This window comes from Micromonospora sp. NPDC049679 (assembly GCF_040659735.1).
Classification (GTDB): Bacteria; Actinomycetota; Actinomycetes; order Mycobacteriales; family Micromonosporaceae; genus Micromonospora_I.
This window is the reverse complement of record NZ_JBFANZ010000026.1, coordinates 1-17365: the sequence shown is the minus strand read 5'-3', so window position 1 is coordinate 17365 and position 17365 is coordinate 1. Positions and strand designations below refer to the sequence as shown.

11 protein-coding genes and 1 pseudogene are annotated in these 17365 nt (G+C 72.0%); 5 read left to right on the top strand and 7 right to left on the bottom strand.

The features are described from left to right. Positions 1-3: 3 nt before the first annotated feature. On the bottom strand, positions 4-645 hold the full coding sequence (locus tag AB0J06_RS17925; RefSeq protein ID WP_357429808.1) for a septum formation initiator family protein: 642 nt from the start codon (positions 643-645) through the stop codon (positions 4-6). Positions 646-675: 30 nt separating this feature from the next. Next, a complete protein-coding gene (eno, locus tag AB0J06_RS17920; RefSeq protein WP_357429806.1) occupies positions 676-1977 on the bottom strand; it encodes a phosphopyruvate hydratase in 1302 nt (433 codons plus the stop codon). 212 nt (positions 1978-2189) lie between these two features. Between eno and AB0J06_RS17915 the strand changes: the two genes are divergently transcribed. Together AB0J06_RS17915 and nudC are read left to right on the top strand one after the other, a co-directional pair. Next, positions 2190-2900, top strand: a complete 711-nt coding sequence (locus tag AB0J06_RS17915; RefSeq protein ID WP_357429804.1) for a hypothetical protein — start codon at positions 2190-2192, stop codon at positions 2898-2900. Positions 2901-2922: 22 nt separating this feature from the next. After that, the gene (gene nudC, locus AB0J06_RS17910; protein WP_357429802.1) at positions 2923-3756 is read left to right on the top strand and encodes an NAD(+) diphosphatase; all 834 of its coding nucleotides are present in this window, start codon (positions 2923-2925) and stop codon (positions 3754-3756) included. A 31-nt stretch (positions 3757-3787) separates the two neighbouring features. Here the strand turns inward: nudC and AB0J06_RS17905 are convergent, their stop codons facing one another. From AB0J06_RS17905 to mfd, 4 genes and pseudogenes are all read right to left on the bottom strand, one after another. Beyond that, complete coding sequence (locus tag AB0J06_RS17905) at positions 3788-5404, bottom strand: DUF885 domain-containing protein (protein ID WP_357429800.1); 1617 nt, start codon at positions 5402-5404, stop codon at positions 3788-3790. A gap of 201 nt (positions 5405-5605) precedes the next feature. Further along, entirely contained in the window at positions 5606-6607 is a 1002-nt protein-coding gene (locus AB0J06_RS17900) for a nucleoside triphosphate pyrophosphohydrolase (RefSeq protein WP_357429798.1), read from the bottom strand. 14 nt (positions 6608-6621) lie between these two features. Next, positions 6622-7311 carry a hypothetical protein gene (locus tag AB0J06_RS17895; protein ID WP_357429796.1) on the bottom strand — a complete coding sequence of 230 codons (690 nt, stop codon included), beginning with the start codon at positions 7309-7311 and terminating at the stop codon, positions 6622-6624. A gap of 143 nt (positions 7312-7454) precedes the next feature. Next, positions 7455-10958: pseudogene (gene mfd / locus AB0J06_RS17890) on the bottom strand (transcription-repair coupling factor); the annotation flags it as partial. 54 nt (positions 10959-11012) lie between these two features. Here mfd and AB0J06_RS17885 point away from each other — a divergent pair. Both AB0J06_RS17885 and AB0J06_RS17880 read left to right on the top strand, forming a co-directional pair. Then, positions 11013-13010 (top strand): EAL domain-containing protein, encoded by a 1998-nt coding sequence (locus tag AB0J06_RS17885; RefSeq protein ID WP_357429793.1) that lies wholly within the window; start codon positions 11013-11015, stop codon positions 13008-13010. Then, positions 13007-14977, top strand: a complete 1971-nt coding sequence (locus AB0J06_RS17880; RefSeq protein WP_357429791.1) for a sensor domain-containing diguanylate cyclase — start codon at positions 13007-13009, stop codon at positions 14975-14977. The genes AB0J06_RS17885 and AB0J06_RS17880 overlap by 4 nt, the downstream gene beginning before the upstream one ends. A gap of 12 nt (positions 14978-14989) precedes the next feature. On the opposite strand, the gene AB0J06_RS17875 is transcribed toward AB0J06_RS17880, so the two are convergent. Next, positions 14990-16084 carry an N-acetylmuramoyl-L-alanine amidase gene (locus AB0J06_RS17875; protein ID WP_357429789.1) on the bottom strand — a complete coding sequence of 365 codons (1095 nt, stop codon included), beginning with the start codon at positions 16082-16084 and terminating at the stop codon, positions 14990-14992. A 282-nt stretch (positions 16085-16366) separates the two neighbouring features. On the opposite strand from AB0J06_RS17875, the gene AB0J06_RS17870 reads away from it, so the two are divergent. After that, positions 16367-17026: an NAD(P)H-binding protein gene (locus AB0J06_RS17870; protein ID WP_357429787.1), complete on the top strand. Its 660-nt coding sequence runs from the start codon at positions 16367-16369 to the stop codon at positions 17024-17026. The last annotated feature ends 339 nt before the right edge of the window (positions 17027-17365 follow it).

Genomic DNA, 17365 nt, shown 5'->3' with positions numbered 1-17365 from the left:
AGCTCACTCCTTCGGCCTTTCGGTGTTGGCGGCCCGGATGCTCGACCACAGCGTGTCGTACCAGGGGTCCGGCGGCTGCGCCTTGCCGGCGGTCGGGGCGGTGCCCGCGTCGCGGGCGGCCCCCTCCGGGTCGGAGAGGACCAGCAGCGGCACCTCGCCGGGGTAGACCATGTAGAACCGCTTCCGGGCCTGGATGCGGACGTACTCGTCGTCTTTCCACTTGGCCGCCTCCTCGGTCAGCTCGCCGATGCGCCTGCGCTGGGCCTCCTGGGCGGCTTCCATGCGGGTGATCTCGGACTGCTGGCTCAGGTAGAGCCGGACCGGATAGGTGTAGCCGAGGGCGAGCGTGATGAGGACGGCGACCAGGACCGTGGCCCGGCCGGTGAAGCGGCGCGGCTGGGGGGCGGAGGTGCGCGTGGCGGCGCCACCGGCGGCCGCGCGGCGGGCCGCCGCGGGGCGGCTCGCGGAGCGCGTGGCGTCGGCGGACCGGCCGGACCCGGGGGTACGGCCGGCGGTCCCGCGCGGGTCGAGGCGTACGCCGGAACCGCGGGCCGTCGCGCGAGCGGTGCCCCGGGCCCCGACCCGGCCGGGCTGTGCCGGCCGGCGAGCCGGACCCTGTCCACTCGGTGTGCGGCGCTGCGTCATCGCCGTGGCACCCCCTCCCCCGTGGCCAGGTTACGCGGAACGGTACCGCGGGAACGCGGAGGCACCGGCGTAGCGCGCCGCGTCGGCCAGTTCCTCCTCGATGCGCAGCAGCTGGTTGTACTTGGCGACCCGCTCCGACCGTGCCGGCGCGCCGGTCTTGATCTGGCCGCAGCCGGTGGCCACCGCCAGGTCCGCGATCGTGGTGTCCTCGGTCTCGCCCGAGCGGTGGCTCATCATGCAGCGGAAGCCGTTGCGGTGGGCCAGGTCGACCGCGTCGAAGGTCTCGGTCAGCGACCCGATCTGGTTGACCTTCACGAGGACGGCGTTGGCGGCGCGCTCGGTGATGCCGCGGGCGATGCGCTGCGGGTTGGTGACGAACAGGTCGTCGCCGACGATCTGGATCTTGTCGCCGAGGCTGGCGGTGAGGGTCGCCCAACCGGCCCAGTCGTCCTCCGCGAGCGGGTCCTCGATGGACACGATCGGGTAGGTCTCCGCCAGCTTGGCGTAGTAGTTGGTCATCTCCTCGGACGACTTGCCGGCGCCCTCGAAGAGGTACGAGCCGTCGCTCGAATCCTGGCCGGCGCGGAAGAACTCCGTCGCCGCCACGTCGAGGGCGAGCACGATGTCGCGGCCGAGCCGGTAGCCGGCGGCCTCGACGGCCTCGGCGATCAGGTCGAGGGCGGCGGCGTTGGTCGGCAGGTTGGGGGCGAAACCGCCCTCGTCGCCGAGGCCGGTGCCGAGCCCCTTCTTCTTCAGCACGGACTTCAGCGCGTGGTAGACCTCCGCGCCCGAGCGGAGCGCGTCGCGGAAGGTCGGCGCGCCGATCGGCGCGATCATGAACTCCTGTACGTCGACGTTGGAGTCCGCGTGCGCCCCGCCGTTGAGGATGTTCATCATCGGCACCGGCAGCACGTGGGCGTTGGGGCCACCCAGGTAGCGGAAGAGGCTCAACTCGGCGCTGTTGGCGGCCGCCTTGGCGACGGCGAGCGACACGCCGAGGATCGCGTTGGCGCCCAGCCCGGACTTGTCGACGGTGCCGTCGATGTCGAACATCCGCTGGTCGATGAGGCGCTGCTCGCTGGCCTCGTAGCCGATGAGCTGGTCGACGATCCGGTCCTCGATGTTGGCGACCGCCCGTTCCACGCCCTTGCCGTTGTAGCGGTCGGTGTCGCCGTCGCGGAGTTCGATCGCCTCGAAGGCGCCGGTCGACGCGCCGGACGGCACGGCGGCGCGGGCGGTGCTGCCGTCGTCGAGTCCGACCTCGACCTCGACCGTCGGGTTGCCGCGCGAGTCGAGGATCTCCCTCGCGACGATCTGCTCAATGGTGGCCACTGTATGTCGCTCCTCGTGGTCGTTCTTCCGGGCCGCGACGGTGCGACCGTTCCGTTGGCAGCGTATCGGGCGGCGACCGCGCTCAGGTCGTTGCCTCCACGCGCCGCGACCGGCGCCGCCGTATCGTGGACTAAAGGATATTTTCGGACTATCTACGCGGAGATTGCGAACCTGTTTGCGCGTGCCTGACCTCATCGACAAGGCTGGTGCCCATGCCTGCTCCGTCACGCCTGACCCGAGCCCTGACGGCCTGGACCGCCGCGGGTGTGTTGATCACCGGTGCGGGCTGCCAGACCCTCGATGACGCCGGCCGTGTCATCGGACGCGCCGACCTGGTCAACGACCTGGCGGCCCGGCTCGACCGCGCCGGCGAGCTCACCTACTCCGCCGACTACCGACTGCCCGGCGCGGACAACGCCACCATCGCGCAGACGCCGAAACCGCCCCGGTCGGCGTACATCTTCCCGGGCGGACGGCTGATCGTCACCGCCGATGCCACCACCGAGTGCCGGACGGCCGGCGCGGAGAGCATCTGCACCATGACCCCGCCTCCGTCGCCGGGCGCCAAGCCCGCGGCGAGCGCGTTCGCGACCGCCGGCGAGCGGGGCCTGGTCACCCCGACCGTGGTGATCGGACTGTTGACCGCCGCCGCGCTCGACGCCGACGCGATCGTCGAGCAGAAGGACACCACCATCGCGGGACGGCACGCCACCTGCGTACAGGTGCGGCAGGTCAAGAACGCCGCCGCCTCCAGTTTCGACGCCTGCATCACCACCGAAGGGGTGCTCGGCAGCTTCACCGGGGTGGTCGATGGACAGCAGGTCGACATCGCGATAAGCCGGTACCGTGACTCCGTCGACGCCACCGCCTTCAAGATCCCCAGCGGCGCCCGGATCGTCGACCACCGTCCCGGAGCCAGGTGACGGGGCCGCTCCCGCCGGCGCGATGACCCCCCGCCCGCGCTTCGTCCCGCACGCGACGCCGACCGGCGTCGCCGGCGCCGACGACCTGTGCCTGGTGGTCGCCGGACGCAAGCTGCTCGTCGGCGCCGACGGGCCGTTCCCGTACGTGCGTGACCTGCCCACCGGGACCGAGTGCGTGCCGCTCGGCACGCTGGACGGTCACCGGGTCTGGGCCGCCGCCCTCCCCTCGCCCGACAGCGGGCTGGGGGCCTGGCGCAGTTGGCGGGCGCTCGCGGGCGAGTTGGGCGAGCCGCTCGCCGCCCTGGCCGGCCGGGCACTGCAGGTGATGACGTGGCGGCGCAGCCACCGCTTCTGCGGCGCGTGCACCGCCGAGCTGGGCGACGTGCCGGGCGAACACGCCCGGCGCTGCCCGGCCTGCGATCTCTACGTGCCGATGCAACTCTCCCCCGCCGTGCTCGCCGCCATCCGCCGCCCCGGCGCGCCCGGCCGGGTCGACGAGTTGCTGCTGCTGCGGCACGCGTACGGGCCGACCGAGCTGTGGGCGCTCGTCGCCGGCTTCGTGGAGGCCGGCGAGTCGTTGGAGGAGGCGGTGCACCGCGAGGTCGGCGAGGAGGTCGGGCTGAGCGTGCAGGGGCTGTCCTACTTCGGCAGCCAGCCGTGGGCGATGTCGGGGCCGGGGGTGGTGCTCGCCGGCTTCACGGCGGTCAGTTCGGACGACGATGCCGAACCGGTGGTCGACGGCCGCGAGGTGGCCGAGGCACGCTGGTTCCCCCTTGACGCGCTCCCCGACGAGCTGCCGCCGACCTACTCCATCTCGCGGTGGCTGATCGACGAGGCGGTGAAAAACAGCCGCTGATCGCCGGGGTCCGGTCTAGCCGGGGTCCGGTCTAGCCGCGGAGGAGCGTCCAGAGGTGGCGCGGGGGCGGCGAGCCGTGCGCGAGCATCGCATCGTGCCACTGCCGCGTGGACGTGCCCGCAGGGCGGGCGGCGGCGATTTCGGCGACCTCCGAATAGCCGACGAAATACGTGGAGAGCTGGGTCGAGGTGAGCAACGCCCGCCGCCACTTGCCCGCCGCCTCCCCTTCCTCCTGGAAGCCGCGGCCGGTCATCAGCGCCATCGCGTCGCTCTCCGGCAGCTCCTCGCAGTGCACGAGCTGGTCGAGAATGGCGTTGATGGTCATCCGGAGCTGCATCTTCAGCTGCTGCAGCTGGATCGGCAGCCCGCCGAAACCCTGCCGGGTCATCAGCTCCTCGGCGTAGACCGCCCAGCCCTCGACGAACGGACCGGATAAGCCGACGGCCCGCACGCGGGTGCTGCCCCGGAAGCGCCGGGCGTGCGCCAGTTGCAGGAAGTGACCCGGCATCGCCTCGTGCACGGTCAGGTTGCGGATCATGTGGTCGTTGTATTCGCGGTAGAACGACTCCACCCGCTCCGCGGACCAGTCGGCCGGGGTGGGCGCGATGCAGTAGAAGGTCGGCAGCGCCGCGGTCTCCAACGGGCCGGGTGGATCGCAGTAGGCGACCGCCACGCCGCGGGCGAACTCCGGCATCTCCTGGATGACGCACGGATCATCGACCAGGGACACGAGATCGTGTGCCCGGACGAACTCCGTCGTCTCATCGAGCGTGCTCCTCGCCAGCTCCACGATGGAAGAGTTGTCCGGATGCTCCGCGCCGAGCAGGTCCAACGCCCGGCGTACCGTCTCGTCGCTCGCCGGACCACCGACCAGCGCGGCGGACGCCTCGCGGATCTCGCCGGTGATCCGCTCCAGGTTGATCTCGGCGCGGGAGAGCACCTGCGCGGCGGAGAGTTCGGTGTCGAGGGTGTGCCAGAGCCGCGCCTCCCACAGCCGCCGCCCCAGGCGCGGGTCGCGCCCCGGCACCTCGTCGGCGAGGCCGGCACGCAGCCATGTCCCGAACTCGTCCAGGGCGGCGACCGCCCCGCGCGCGGCGGGCTCGACCGTCGCCCGCAGCCCCGGCGCCTCGGCGAGCAGCGCCGGAAGCTCGTCGCGGATCAGCGCGGTCGCTCCGGCGAACTGGCCGAGCGCGGTCTCGGCGTGGATTTGCGGCACGTCGTGCAGCGTGGCGCGGGCGGTGGCGAGCGCGTCGGGCACGGCGGCCAGCCGGCCGGCCAGGCTGGTCAGACGGACGTCGGCGGGGGCGAACGGCCGGGCGAGCAGCGCGTGCAACAGCGGGCCGGGATTGTGGGCCAACGGGTTCCACTCGTGCTCGCGCACCTCGCTGAGCTCGAAGAGCCGCCGGTCCACCATGGCCGTGAGCACCGCGTGGTCGACCCGCTCCTGCACATCGAGGGCGTCGTCATCGACGCCCGACAGCGTGGCGGCGGCGTCGCGCAGCATCGTCACCTCCTCGGCGACAGCACCGGGCGACAGGTCCGGCAGCCGGTCATCCAGCCGGTGGTCACCGGCCTCGGCGGCGTGCGCCGGGCTGCTGTCCAGGAGGGCGTCCACGATGCGCTCTGCGAGCGGCACGAACTGCGGCATGGGATCAATTTAGGCCATGTCTCGTGGATCCCGCCGAGCCGAGACGAGGCCCGGGCAGCGGTCCGGGCAAGGCGGAGGTCCACCCACCGCCGCCCTGCAGGCGGGCCGGCTGCCGGACCCCGGCCAGAGTCTCGGCGTGCTCGTCGTGGCGCTCGGCCTGGCGCTCGGCCTGACCGTCCGAACCCGCAGTCGCGACGACCGTCAGTCGGACGGGTCGGCGACGCCCTCGGCGGCCCGAACCGCGCCGGCGTAGGAGAGCGCGGCCCGGCGCAGCGCCGCCTCCGCGTCGAGGCCGGCGGCCTGCGCCCGCGCCACGATCGACAGCAGACCGGCGCCGAGCGCCTCCTCGCTGTCGAGACACACGTCCTTCAGACCCTGCGGCGCCGCGGGCAACGGCAGGTCGACCCCCGCCCGGGACGCGCGCTGCAGCACCTTCGCGGCGAGCGCCAGCGCCGGCTGCGCCAGCGCGATCCCGTCCATCGCCGAGCCACGCGCCTTCTCCGTGCGTTTGATCTGCTCCCAGGTGGCGGTGATCTCCTCTACCGTCCCCGCCCGCGCCCCGGCGAAGACGTGCGGATTGCGGCGGATCATCTTCTCCACCAGGCCACCCGCGACGTCGTCGACGCTCCAGCGCTGCTCCTCGGGCAGCTCCTCGGCGAGCCGCGCGTGCAGCACCACCTGCAGCAGCACGTCGCCGAGCTCCTCGCGCAGCGCGCCCAGATCGCCGGCGGCGATCGCGTCGTACGCCTCGTAGCACTCCTCGAGCAGGAACTGCGCGAGCGTGGCGTGGGTCTGGGCCCGCTTCCACGGGTCGCCGCCCGGCGAGACGAGCCGGTCCATCACCGCGACCGCGTCGAGCAACCGGGCCCCGGCCGGATCCCACGAGCCGTACATCAGCTCCAGCTCGGCCAACCCCGGCTCGCGCGCCAACCGCAGCCCGAGCTGGCGGGCCAGCTCCTCGTCGCCGGTCGCGCCGGCGAGCCAGATCACCGTGCCGTGCGCGGCGATCGCGTCCAGCAGCACATCGACCGGCCGCTCGGGGACCACGGTGACGTCGGCGCCCGCCAACCGCAGCGCCGTGGTGAGCTCGTTCTCCGCCGCGGTCAGGACCGGATGCCGACGTACGGCGTCCCAGGCGGCCGCACTCAGCAAACCGGCGGGGAGCCGGGGCGAGGTGACCAGCAGGACGACTCGTGCTGTCATCGCTCGGCGACCGCTCAGCGGCGGTCGATCACCGCGTCCGACGCGGCCTCGCCGATCGGCACCCCGACCGCGGTGACGTTGCCCTGGAAGCGCAGCACCGGGAACTCCAGCGGGCGGTACCGCGGGTTGACGGTCACGTGGTAGCGGTCGACGGCCTCGCTGATCGCCTTACGGCTGGCGAGCGCGCTGCGCAGCTGCTCACCGTCGAGCTGCGCGGCGGCCTGGTCCGCCGGGAAATCGGGCGGGATTGCCCCCGCCGCCTTGCCGCGGGTGACCACGTCGGCGAGCTGCTCCGCGCTCGGGGCGATCGGCGGGCCGGCCTGGATGCGCATCAGGCAGGTCTGCAGCTCGGCGCTCTCCTTGGCCAACGTGGTCGTCGGCGGGACACCCAGGTTCTGCGACAACTGCTCCGGAGAGACCGGGGGCGGGGTGGGCTGCCCGGCCGGCGGGACGGGGTTGAGCCGGTCGCAGACCTCGCGGAGCACCAGCGTGCTGACCACCATGGCGCGGGTCGGCGGCTGCGCCTCGGCGTTCTCACCGAGCTGCGTGGTGGCGTCGTCCACGATGGCCGTCACCCGGTCCTCGGTGATCTTCGTATCGCCGATGTAGGCGGCGACGCCGGGCTCGGAACGGCAACCGGCGAGGGCGAGGAGGCCGACCGCCGCAATGACCGGGATCGACACCAGACGACGGGCACGCTGCATGGACGACACTCTCTCATGCGTCGGTTGCCGGCCCCGGGCCGGGGCCACGGACACTTTTTCCCTCTTCCGAACCCATGATGCCGCCGCCCGCCGCGACTCGCCGGTGCCGAATGGCGCCAACCTCGTGATCATCGGGTCGGTGGTCACCGCGCCGGGGTGGGTGCGGCCGCCGGCGGCGCCACGACCGGGTCGCCGAGCACGTCCTTGAGCAGTTGCGCGCACCACTCCAGCAGCGCCTGGTCGCGCAGGGGTTCGCCGCCCACCCGGCGGGTCGTCGGCCGAACCACGCTCACCTGGTCCGTCACGGACTTGTAGACCGCGTCCGGATGGTAGCGCTTGAGCCGCAGCTGCTTCGAATCCGGCAGCGGCAGCGGGCTGAACCGCACATGCTTACCCTGCACCGACACGTCACTCAACCCGTACGAGCGGGCCAGCAGGCGGAACCGGGCGACCGCGACCAGGTTCGCGACCGGCTCGGGCGGCTCGCCGTACCGGTCGGTCATCTCCGCGACGATCTCCGTCAGCGCCGCGTCGTCCCGCGCCTCGGCCAGCTTCCGGTACATCTCCAGGCGCAGCCGCTCCACGCCGACGTAGTCGTGCGGCAGATGTGCGTCGACCGGCAGATCGACCTTGACGTCGATCTCCTCCTCCGGCCGCTCACCCTTGAATGCCTGCACCGCCTCGCCGACCATCCGCACGTAGAGATCGAACCCGACCCCCTCGATGTGACCGGACTGCTCGCCGCCGAGCAGGTTGCCGGCGCCGCGGATCTCCAGGTCCTTCATCGCCACGTACATACCGGCGCCCAACTCCGTGTGCTGGGCGATGGTGGCCAGCCGCTCGTGGGCCTGTTCGGTCAGCGGCTTCTCCGCCGGGTAGAGGAAGTAGGCGTACGCGCGCTCCCGGCCCCGGCCGACCCGGCCGCGGATCTGGTGCAGCTGCGACAGGCCCAGCATGTCGGCCCGCTCCACGATCAGCGTGTTGGCGTTCGGGATGTCGATGCCCGACTCCACGATCGTGGTGCAGACCAGGACGTCGAACTCCTTCTCCCAGAAGCCGACCATCACCTTCTCGAGCGCGTCCTCGCCCATCTGGCCGTGCGCGACGGCGACCCGCGCCTCCGGCACCAGCTCGCGCAGCCGCCGCGCCGCCTTGTCGATCGTGTCCACCTTGTTGTGCAGGTAGAAGACCTGGCCGTCCCGGAGCAGCTCACGGTGGATCGAGGCGGCCACCTGGCGGTCGTCGTACGCCCCGACGAAGGTCAACACCGGGTGCCGCTCCTCGGGCGGCGTGGCGATGGTGGACATCTCCCGGATCCCCGTGATCGCCATCTCCAGCGTGCGCGGAATCGGCGTCGCCGACATGGCGAGCACGTCGACCGCCGCGCGCAGGCTCTTCAGGTGCTCCTTGTGCTCGACGCCGAAGCGCTGCTCCTCGTCGACGATGACCATGCCGAGGTCCTTGAACCGCGTCGACTTCTGCAGGATCCGGTGCGTGCCGATCACGATGTCCGCGCTTCCCTCGGCCGCCATCGCGACCGTCTCCGCGGCCTCCTTCGGCGTCTGGAACCGGGACAACTGGCGGATCTCGACCGGGAACTGGCTCATCCGCTCGGCGAACGTGTTGTAGTGCTGCTGCACCAGCAGGGTCGTCGGCACCAGCACCGCGACCTGCTTGCCCTCCTGCACCGCCTTGAACGCCGCGCGCACCGCGATCTCGGTCTTGCCGTAGCCGACATCGCCGCAGATCAGCCGGTCCATCGGGATCGGCTGCTCCATGTCCCGCTTGACCTCTTCGATCGCGGAGAGCTGATCGGGGGTCTCCGTATAGGGGAACGCGTCCTCCAGCTCCCGCTGCCAGGGCGTGTCCGGGCCGAAGGCGTGCCCCTTCGACGCCTTACGCGCCGCGTAGAGCTGGATGAGCTGGGCCGCGATCTCACGGACGGCCTTGCGCGCCCGGGCCTTGGACTTCTGCCACTCCGACCCGCCCATCTTGTGCAGCGTCGGCTGCTCGCCGCCGACGTAACGGGAGAGCTGATCCAACTGGTCGGACGGAACGAACAGCCGGTCGGCGGGCTGGCCCCGCTTCGAGGCGGCGTATTCGATCACCATGTACTCGCGGTCCGCGCCGTTGACGGTGCGCTGCACCAGCTCCACGTAGCGCCCGATGCCGTGCTGCTCGTGCACCACGTGGTCGCCCGCCCTGAGCTCCAGCGGATCGATGGTGTTGCGTCGCCGGCTCGGCATCTTGCGCATGTCCCGGGTGGACGAGCCCCGGCCACCGGTCACGTCGTTACCCGTGATGATCGCGAAGCGCGAGACCTCGTCGAGGAAGCCGTGGTTGAGCGAACCGCAGGTCACCAGGACCTCGCCCGGCTGCGGCGGCGTAACGATCTCGTCGACCGGCGCGGCGCCCAGCCCCGCGTCGCGCAGCACCGCCACCGCGCGCTGCGCCGGACCCTTCCCCTCGAAGACCAGCGCGACGGACCAGCCTTCGCCGACCCACCGCTTCAGGTCGTCGACGACCCGGCCGGTGTCGCCGTGGTAGAGCGGCGTCGCCTGGGCGGCGAGCACGATCGCCTCCCCCACGTCGCCGGTCACCGTCGTCGGCAGCTCCGGCGCATCCCGCCACGGCTCGGCGGGACGGGCCGGCGCCGCCTCGGTCAGGCCGAACGGCGACAGCGACCACCACGGCTGGCCGAGCTCGTGCGCGGTGGCGCGTACCTCCGCCAGGCTCTTGAAGGCCGCCGCGCCGAGGTCCACCGGGGCCTCGCCACCGACGGCGGCCGCCGCCCAACTGGCCTCGAGAAACTCCCCCGACGTACGGACCAGGTCGTGCGCGCGGGTGCGGATCCGCTCCGGATCGCAGAGAAGTACGTGGGTCCCCTCCGGCATGCAGTGCAGGAGGAGTTCGAGCGAGTCACTGCCGTCCAGCAGCGCCGGCGCGAGCGACTCCATCCCCTCCACCGGGATCCCCTCGGCGAGCTTGTCGAGGATCTCCGCGAGCTCCGGATGCTGCTGGGCGAGCGCTGCCGCGTTTCGCCGCACCTCGGGAGTGAGGAGCAACTCGCGGCACGGGGGCGCCCACAGCCGGTCGACCGCCTCGATGGTGCGCTGGTCGGCGACGGCGAAGGTGCGGATCTCCTCCACCTCGTCGCCCCAGAACTCCACCCGCGACGGGTGCTCATCGGTCGGCGGGAAGACATCGAGAATCCCGCCCCGGACCGCGAACTCGCCGCGCTTGGTGACCAGGTCCACCCGGGCGTACGCCATGTCGATCAGCCGCCGGGCGATCTCCTCGAGCTCGGCCTCGACGCGCGGGGCCAACTGCACCGGCTCCAGATCGCCGAGCCCCTTGAGCTGCGGCTGCAGCAGCGAACGGACCGGGGCGACGACCACCCGCAGCGGCCCGGTGACACCGTCGTGGCGCTCGGCGTCGGGGTGGGCCAGCCGGCGCAGCACGGCGAGCCGCCGGCCGACGGTGTCGGAGCGGGGCGAGAGCCGCTCGTGCGGCAGGGTCTCCCACGACGGGTAGACCGCGACCTGCTCCGCGGGGAGCAGGCAACCGAGCGCGGCGGCCAGATCGTCGGCCTCCCGCGTGGTCGCGGTGACCGCCAGCACGGGCCGGCCGGCCCCGCCTTGTTCGGCCGTGGTCGCCGCGTCCTCCTCGACGCGTTCATCGTCACCGCCGCCCTCGCGACCGTGGACTGGGTGTTCCTGTTCCACCCCTACCTGCACCACACCGGGTTGACCGGGCTGGCCCCGGCGCTCGCGCTGGCCTATCCGCTCTTCGACCTGGCGCTCTTCGCCTGCGCGATGAAGGTGCTGTTCAGCGTCAGCGCGCGGAGCCCCGCCAACCGGCTCGTTCTGCTCGCCATCGGCGCGATGCTCGCGGGGAACACGCTGTTCTTCGCGAATGCCGCCGGCGCGCCGGACCGCTCGGTCGAGGTGCTCGACAACGGGTTGTGGCTGGCGTCCTACCTGCTACTCGGCGTGGCGGGGCTGCATCCGGCGCTGCTGTGGACGGCGCGCCCGGGCGACAACCGGCGCACCCCACTGACCGCCCGGCGCACGATGGCGTTCGCGGTGGCGACCCTGATCGGTCCCGCGTGTCTCCTCGGCATGATCGCGACGACCGAGCCTGGCGGGTGGGACCGCACCGAGTGGCATCACCTCGCGGTGCCCGCCACGCTTTCCGGCGCGCTCTCCGTGCTTCTGGTGCTGCGGTTGAGCCTGGTAGCCCGCGTCGCGCAGCGGCGCACGCTCGAACTGGACCGCCGGACGGTGGAGCTCGACCGGCAGGCCGGCGACCTCGCCGAGGCGCTCCGGGAACGGCAGGCCCTCGAGCAACAGCTGCGCCACCACGCGTTGCACGACCCGCTCACCGGGCTGGCGAACCGGGGCCTGCTGGCCGAACGCATGGAGTGGGCCTTCAGCCGCCGGGACGGCGGGACGCGGCACGCGCTGCTCCTGCTCGACCTGGACGGCTTCAAGGACGTCAACGACACGCTCGGCCACGGCAGCGGCGACGAACTGCTCCTCGATGTGGCGCTGCGACTCCGAGAACTGGTTTCGCCCGCCGACACCCTCGCCCGCCTCGGTGGTGACGAGTTCGCGCTCTTCCTCGAGGACGTGGAGCCGGTGCAGGCCGTGGACCTCGCCGAGCAGATCCGCGGGGCCATGAAGGTGCCGCTGTTGATCGGCGGACGGGACGTCTACCTCTCCGCCAGCATCGGACTGGTCCAGATCACCGACCCCCGGGTCACCCCGCAGGACGCACTGCGCGACGCCGACCTGGCGCTCTACGCGGCCAAGCGGGGTGGACGCGACCGCGTCACACCGTTCCGGCCGGAGATGCGGGCCGCCCGCGAAGCCTTCACCTGGCTGGCCGACGGCCTTCGGCATGCGCTCGCCATCGATCAACTGGCCGTGCACTACCAGCCGGTCGTCGAGCTCTCCAGCGGCCGGGCCGTGGCGGTCGAGGCGCTGCTGCGCTGGACGCTCCCCGCGCGCGGACCGATCTCCCCCGCCGAGTTCATCCCGGTCGCCGAGGAGACCGGCCTGATCATCCCTCTCGGCGCGTGGGTGCTTCGCCGCGCCTGCGCCGACGCCCGCCGCTGGTACGACCGGTACGGCATCTCGCTCACCGTCAACGTGTCCGGCCGACAACTGGCGGAGCCAGACTTCGCCGACCTGGTGCTGCGCACCCTCACCGAGGTGGGGCTGCCGCCCGAGGCGCTGATCCTGGAAATCACCGAAACCGTGCTGATCGGTTCGGCGGACGAAGGTGCGGGACGGTCGCTGGCCGCGCTCGAGCGGCTACGCGAGCACGGGGTGCGTATCGCGATCGACGACTTCGGCACCGGTTACTCCTCCCTGTCGTACCTGGCTCAGCTCCCCGTCGACATCCTGAAGATCGATCGGTCGTTCGTTCCCGCCACGGGCGCGGCGTCGAGCGATGACCACGCCTTCACCCGCGCCGTGCTGCAGCTCGGAGCGAGCCGGCGGCTGCCGGCGATCGCGGAGGGCGTGGAAACGGAGGAGCAGGCGCGGCTGCTGCGCGAGATGGGCTGTCCGCTGGCACAGGGCTTCCTCTTCGCCCGTCCCGGTCCGGTGGACGTGGTCGACGCGACGCTCGCCGCCAGCAACACCGAACTCCCGTCCGACGATTCGCCCGTGGGAACGGGAGTGCGGCGGTGAGCCCGGTCGGCAGCGCGGCGGGTCAACCCGCTGTACCGCTGCTTCCCGGCGACGCGCCCCGTCCCGGCCCCACGCTGCTGCGTGATCCCGTACTTCTGCCGCTGCTCGTCGGGTGCGCGCTGCTGGCCGGCTGGTTCCTGCTCGATCTGACCGGACCGGCGAACCAACTTCGGGTCTTCTGGTCGGTGGTACCGATCTTCAATCTGCTGCTGTGGCTGATCCCGCGCCGGCTCGCCGCGGTCCCCGGCACGCCACCTGCGGCGCGCCGGTTCTGGCGTACCCTCAGCGCCGCAGGCCTGATCTTCGCGGCCGGCGGCATCAGTCAGGCGGCCGTGGCGTGGGTGCGTCCGGGGCCCCACGCCGCGCTACCCAATCTCTTCCACGCCGGCTGCGTCCTCATCGGCAACGCCGCCATCGTCTGGGTGATCCTGACCTATCCGACGCCCGCCAGCTCGCGCCCGGCCCGCGTCCGCTTCTGGCTCGACGCCGCCGCGGTGATGGTCGGCGTCACCGTCCTGGTGTGGTTCCTGACGATGCCCGGGGCGAACGGTGGCCAACCCCTCGCGGCGGGGCTGGGCGCGATCATTCTGCTGGTGACCGCGCTCGCGACGGTGAAGATGCTGCTCACCGGCGCCGCACCGGTGACCGCGGCGGCCGCCCTGCCCATGCTCGCCGCGGCGGCGCTGCAGGGCTTCACCGGGGGCCTCGCCTCCGCCGACACCGACCAGCTCCACGTGGCGCTGGCGGCACGGCTGCTCCCCGCGGCGCTGCTCTGCGCCGGGCCGCGGATCCACGAGATCGGCACGCGACGCGACCCGCAGCAACTGCTGCGCCAGCTGCGACGCCGGTACGACGCGCTCCCGTACGTGACCCTGGCCGGGATGTTCACGCTGCTGCCGTTCGTGCTGCCGGCCGGACTCACCGCGCGCGCCTGGGTCACGATGGGCGGGCTGCTGGCCATCACCTGTCTCGTCGTCGGCCGCCAGATGCTCGCCTTCCGCGAGAACGCGACCCTGGTCACCCGCCTCGACTCCAGTCTGCTGGAGCTCGGTCGGCAGGGGGAGCTGATGCGGTCGCTGCTGCAGCATTCGACGGACATCACCTCGATCGTCGACCACCGGGGCGCGTTCACCTACCTCACTCCGGCGACGGATCGGGTCCTGGGAATCGACCACAGACAGCTGCTCGGCACGCGGGTCATCTCCCACATCCACCCCGACGACCTGCCGGGGATCATGCCCCAGATGACGCATCTGATGCTCACCCCCAACTCGACCCTGACCTACCAGGCGCGGTACGCCCACGCCGACGGGTCGTGGCGGTGGCTGGAGGTGGTCAGCCGCAACCTGACGACGGAGCCGAGCGTCGGCGGCGTGGTCAGCAACGCGCGGGACGTCACCGAGGCGCGCATGCTCCAGGACCAACTGCGGCACCAGGCCTCCCACGACTCGCTGACCGGGCTCGCCAACCGCGAACTCTTCGGTGAACGGCTCGTCGCGGCGACCCGCGCAGGGCTCGCCGCCGTGCTCCTGATCGATCTGGACGACTTCAAATGGGTGAACGACACCTACGGCCATCACATCGGCGACGAGGTCCTCATCGGGATCGCCGACCGGCTGCGCGCCTCCGTACCGGGGGACGGCACGCCGGCCCGGCTCGGTGGTGACGAGTTCGCGGTGCTGCTGCCCGGCGCGGACGAGGAGACCGCGCGGCGGCTCGCGACGCGGTTCCTCACCCTGCTCGAGCAGCCGATGCTCGTCGAGGGATGGCAGCTGCAGGTACGCGCGAGCGTGGGATTCGTCGCCGGTGACGCCGATGAGGCCGATTCGCTGCTGCGCCAGGCGGACGCCGCGATGTACCGCGCCAAACGGGAGAACAAGGCGGAACAGGGCGAGCAGCCGCCCCCGGACTCCCCTGCGGCGCCACCGACCAGCGAGGGACACTCGGCGACGGTCAGCGGCCGCTGACGCCGTCGGCGGTCAGCTGTGCAGCCGCCGGTTGACGTCCTCACGCAGCGAGGCCAGCTGCGGATAGAACAGCGCCCCCGGGCATTCCGTTTCCGCGTAGTCGCGGTGGCCGGCGATCGTACCGACCGTTCTCGCGACGCCCAGAGACGGATCGGCGTACTTCGTGGTGCGCAGCGGGTTGAGGCCGGCGACGCCGGCGAGCAGCGCCAGCACCTCGGTCAGCGCGTGCCGCGCCGCCGGCGTCGGCAGTCGGCCGGCGAAGTCTCCGAGCAGAACGACACCGACGTTGCCGAGGTTGTAGTCCGTGACGTGCGCCCCGGTGACCACCTGCGGGCGGCCATCCGTCGTGGTCGGACCGAAGCCCGGCCCGCTTCTCGTACCGGACCTGCGGCCTTCGTACACCGTGCCGGCCTCGTCGATGAGGAAGTTGTATCCCATGTCGCCCCAGCCCTGGGTGACCGCGTCGTAGTAGTGGATGGCCCGCACGGTCGCGGCCGGGTTCGGATCGTCGTTCGCGCTGGCGGTGTAATGCACGGTCAGGGTCTGCACCGAGCCGTACTGCGGGGGCCATGCCTCGTCGCCCCCCACGAGACGCGACGACTCGTCGGCGCCCCACGACCCGCGGTCGACGTAGCGGACCGCCGCGGTGCGGTTGGCGATACGCAGCTCAGGCCTGCCGGGTTGCGGACGGAGCGCGATCGGGTGATTCGCCGTGTTCAGCTCCGTGACAGAGACGTCCTGCGCTCCGCCGCAGCAGTCGATCTCGTAGCCGACGCCGTCCGGCACGGTCAACAGCGCCGACCGCTGACCGGACGCACCGTGCCTGCCGTGCTGGGATGCCCGCACCGCGCGCCAATCACCCCAGCCCGACCCGGACCGCGTACGGATGCCCGGCTGACCGGCTCCGCGCCAGGCCACGACGAGGTGACTGACCGAAAACGGAGTCTGCGTCACGCGGGTGCCCCCGACGATCGGGCTGATCCGTCGAGCCAACATGCCGGGCACGGTTGCCGCGCCGGTCCACCCGGCCATCCCGCTGACGGGCGGGATGGCGGCGGCGGCCGCCATGCCCGCCGCCGCGGTAAGGAGTGTCCGTCTGCTCGTCAAGGTTCTTCCTCCCAATCCGATCCGGCCCCCGTGGCCCTGGCGTCTTCACCCGCTCGCGATATCACCGCCGAGTTCTCCGACCTGCGCCGCCGAACCGATCGGCGGTGACCCACGAAGTCTCGACGGCGTCCGGTTCGCAGCCCCCATGCCGAGTCGAACGCGACACGCTCGTCGACGACTCCTGTCCGAACAGCCGCCCGGATCGCGGCTCACGTACCGCAACTGCGGTAACGGCGCGGGCAGTGGGCCGCAGACGTCCACCGGCTCGTCTAGGTTGAGGCCATGCGCGTCGTCATAGCCGGGGGCCATGGCAAGATCGCACTGCGTCTGGAGCGGATGCTCGCCGCGCGCGGGGACGTCGCGGTCGGTCTGATCCGCAACCCGCAGCACGTGCCCGATCTCCGTGACGTCGGCGCCGTCCCGGCGATCTGCGATCTCGAATCGGCGAGCGTCGACGACGTCGCGGCACAGCTCCGTGGAGCCGATGCGGTGGTGTTCGCCGCCGGCGCCGGCCCGGGCAGTGGGATCCCCCGCAAGGACACGGTCGACCGCGCTGCCGCGGCGCTGCTCGCGGACGCCGCGCAGCGCGCCGGAGTCCATCGCTATCTTCTGGTGTCGTCGATGGGCGTGGACTCCCCACCATCGGTAACCCACGACGAGGTGTTCGCCGCCTACCTGCGGGCCAAGAAGAGCGCGGAGGAGGATCTCCGGGCGCGGCCGCTCAACTGGACGATCCTGCGCCCCGGACTTCTCACCGACGCGCCGGCGACCGGCCGGGTACGGCTGGAGCCGCACGTCGAGCGCGGCGACGTGAGCCGCGACGATGTGGCCCAGGTGCTCATGGCGCTGCTCGACGTCGCGACCGGCGGGGAGACGTTGGAGCTGGTCGGTGGGGAAACACCGATCCCCGACGCGATCGCCCGGATCCGCCGGCGCGGCTGACCGTCGCGTCACCCGGTCTCCGCGGGCTCGCGGCCCTGCCCCGTGGATCAAGGGCATGTTCCCGTGGTGTGATCTCCGATCGTGTGAATATGGCCGTGATCGGCGCACTGTTCCTTGATCGGCGCCTGTGTGCGTGTGGGATGCTCCGGCCCGGATACTCGAAAAAGAAAGGGGGGGCCGGTCCCGTGAACGGGCCGCCCCCCCTTTTTTGTTTGGTGTGGGAATGCAGCAAGGCCCACCCCCGGAGGGGTGGGCCTTGCTGGAATGTTTGTCCGGCGGTGTCCTACTCTCCCACACCCTCCCGGGTGCAGTACCATCGGCGCTGGAGGGCTTAGCTTC

Coding starts and splice junctions, on each gene's coding strand:
- AB0J06_RS17870 (WP_357429787.1), top strand. CDS start 16,367: ATGCGCGTCGTCATAGCCGGGGGCCATGGCAAGATCGCACTGCGTCTG.
- AB0J06_RS17895 (WP_357429796.1), bottom strand. CDS start 7,311: ATGCAGCGTGCCCGTCGTCTGGTGTCGATCCCGGTCATTGCGGCGGTC.
- AB0J06_RS17900 (WP_357429798.1), bottom strand. CDS start 6,607: ATGACAGCACGAGTCGTCCTGCTGGTCACCTCGCCCCGGCTCCCCGCC.
- AB0J06_RS17925 (WP_357429808.1), bottom strand. CDS start 645: ATGACGCAGCGCCGCACACCGAGTGGACAGGGTCCGGCTCGCCGGCCG.
- AB0J06_RS17905 (WP_357429800.1), bottom strand. CDS start 5,404: ATGCCGCAGTTCGTGCCGCTCGCAGAGCGCATCGTGGACGCCCTCCTG.
- AB0J06_RS17915 (WP_357429804.1), top strand. CDS start 2,190: ATGCCTGCTCCGTCACGCCTGACCCGAGCCCTGACGGCCTGGACCGCC.
- nudC (WP_357429802.1), top strand. CDS start 2,923: ATGACCCCCCGCCCGCGCTTCGTCCCGCACGCGACGCCGACCGGCGTC.